At 38.5% G+C, this 2,858-nt stretch carries 2 protein-coding genes; both read left to right on the forward strand.

Going from position 1 to position 2,858, the window contains the following annotated elements; all coding sequences use genetic code 11:
• Positions 1-273: 273 nt before the first annotated feature.
• The gene (gene istA / locus Q0K03_RS07360; protein WP_015535284.1) at positions 274-1,806 is read left to right on the forward strand and encodes an IS21 family transposase; all 1,533 of its coding nucleotides are present in this window, start codon (positions 274-276) and stop codon (positions 1,804-1,806) included.
• On the forward strand, positions 1,790-2,539 hold the full coding sequence (gene istB / locus Q0K03_RS07365; RefSeq protein WP_015535285.1) for an IS21-like element helper ATPase IstB: 750 nt from the start codon (positions 1,790-1,792) through the stop codon (positions 2,537-2,539). The genes istA and istB overlap by 17 nt, the downstream gene beginning before the upstream one ends.
• The last annotated feature ends 319 nt before the right edge of the window (positions 2,540-2,858 follow it).

A 2,858-nucleotide genomic window follows, 5' to 3' on the forward strand; every position in this document is an offset into this window, starting at 1 on the left:
TTTACTTTACCGGTATTAATTTTTTATTCAACCAGGTTTTCTGCTTTTACATGAATATTCCAAAGTGGCGGAGCCATCTAATCCGACAAAATAGAGCCACTTATTCCAATCTAGAGAACCACTTAATCCAAATTACAGAGCCAGGCAATCCGATTTGAGAGCCATCCTCTCAAGGTGGCGTAGCCTGGTTTTTTTCTACCCTCTAATTTCTTAAGATATGTATGCGATAGTTATCGCATTCTTTAATATCTTGTGGAATTGGAGGTGTTTTATATGCGAGATTTAAAGAAAATCTTGAAGCTTAGAGCTTCAAATAAGAGTCAACGCTTTATTGCGGATTCTCTGAAAATATCCAGGAATACAGTCAGTCGGATATTTTCATTGGCAGACCAGAAACAGCTGTATTGGGAGAAGGCCCATAACATGGACGAGAATCAAATTGAATCCTATTTGTTTGGGAACGATACAGTGAACCTGATCTATCAATCACCGGATTTTGAAAAGATTCATAAAGAGCTTTTGAAACCGGGAGTCACCCTTCAGCTGTTATGGGATGAATACGTGGAACAGTGCAGATCCATTGGGAAACCATTCTATCAGAGAAGTAATTTCTACAAGCTGTACACAGATTACGTGAAGAAACATCGGCTTACAATGCATATCAATCATAAACCAGGTGATAAGTTGATGGTTGATTGGGATGGAAAGACCATGGAAGTAACCGACCGGTATACTGGCGAAATAACGAAGGCCTATCTCTTCGTGGCAACTCTTCCGTTTAGTATGTTTTCCTATGTGCAGGCATGTCCTTCTATGGACTCGAAAAACTGGATCGATTGTCATATCAACGCTTTTCGTTATTATGGCGGTGTCACTAGACTACTGGTTCCGGACAATCTTAAGACGGGAGTGGATTCAAATAAAAAATATGAAGATCCTGTATTAAACAAATCCTATCAAGAAATGGCAGATCATTATGGAACCACTGTTATCCCGGCCAGGATCCGAGCCCCTAAAGATAAGGCCGCTGTAGAAGGAACAGTTAATACGATCACCACTTCCATCATGGCACATTTAAGAAATCGAACTTTCTTTTCCTTTGATGAATTAAATAACGCAATATGGATCGAATTGGAAAAGTTTAATGACCGTCCATTTCAAAAACGAGAGGGATCCAGAAAATCGGTTTATCTTGAAGAAGAGAAAGATTATATGATACCTCTTCCTGAAAGGGATTTTGAGCTAAGTGAATGGAAGACGGCAACGGTCCAATTAAACTATCACATCGCAGTAGATAAGATGAACTATTCTGTTCCCTATGAATATGTGGGAAAAAGAGTAGAGGTTAGGTCCACGAAATCTTATATTGACGTTTATTATAAACGTACACTGGTCTGTTCCCATAAAAGGCTGTATGGAAGAAAGAATCAGTATTCCACAAACATTGACCATATGCCGGAAAATCATCAACTGTTCACCTGGAATGGAGAACGTTTCAAAAGATGGGCAGCTGAAATCGGTCCCCATACATATCAGGTCATCGAATCACTGTTGAATCGATACAAGGTGGAAGAACAGGCTTACAAAGGATGTCTTTCGCTGTTGAAACTTTCTGATAAATATACGGCAACCAGGTTGGAAAATGCATGTGCATTGGCCATCGCTCATGTCTCCAAGCCCGGTTATAAAAATATTAGATTGATTCTACAATCGGGTCAAGATATGAAGGAAAAACAGGAACCTAAGGAAGAAAACTTGAAATACGCATTGACGAGAGGAAAAGAATATTATGAAAACAATAAATAGTGAGATCGCGGAGAAGTTACGAGAAATGCGCCTTCCGGTATTCGCTTCTGAATTTGAGAGACAATGCCTGGAACCGAGCGATCAGGAAGATAGTTTTGAGGTGAGGTTAAAGAGGCTGGTCGATATGGAATATGATTCCAGAACGAACAACACGATCCAAAAGAATATTAAAATGGCAAAATTTTATGATTCCAATGCCAATATAAACGATGTGGACTACAGACCGGAAAGAAACATTGACAGAGGTACAATAGAATCATTGAGTACAAATGAATATGTAAAGAACGGATTGAACATCATAATCGTTGGAGCATCCGGATGTGGAAAGACATGGCTTGGATGTGCATTCGGAGTACATGCCTGTATGGAAAAATATAAGGCGCGATATATACGGATGCCAGAATTACTGTCCGAGTTCGAAGCAGTTAGAATTCAAGGGAGATATAGAGATTATCTAAAACAGATCTCAAAAATTGACTTATTGATCATAGATGAATTCCTTTTGACATCTGTCAATGAATCGGAACGAAACGACATCCTCGAAGTGATCGAAAAACGAACGAACAGAAAATCAACGATTCTCTGTTCCCAATGGACACCAGAAGGATGGTTGGAGAAGCTGGGCAACGGGCCAGTAGCAGAAGCCATACTGGATCGAATCATCAATAGCTCATACAAGATATTCTTACAAGGAAAATCTATGAGAGAAGAATATTCGAAACTGAAAAAATAAAAAGTAGGCAGGGCTGTGTCAAGTGGCTCTGCCTGTTGGATTCTATGGCTCACTCCAATGGATTGGCTGGCTCTCTCTATTGGACGAAGTGGCTCTCAACCATTGGAATACTCAAGTATATTGATTGCACTTAATTTTTGAGTATTAATATTTTATATAAATTGATGAAATCTAAGCATATAAAATTAATAATAATTGTTTGTTAAACATCGTATTAATAAATTAAAAAGGATCTTAAAGTCTGGGAGCTCAGACTCTAAGATCCTTTTCAAATACCAATTTTTTACCAAAATCAAAAATACTTATGATTTCCTTTTTG

The organism is uncultured Faecalicoccus sp. (assembly GCF_944327125.1).
GTDB lineage: Bacteria > Bacillota_I > Bacilli_A > Erysipelotrichales > Erysipelotrichaceae > Faecalicoccus.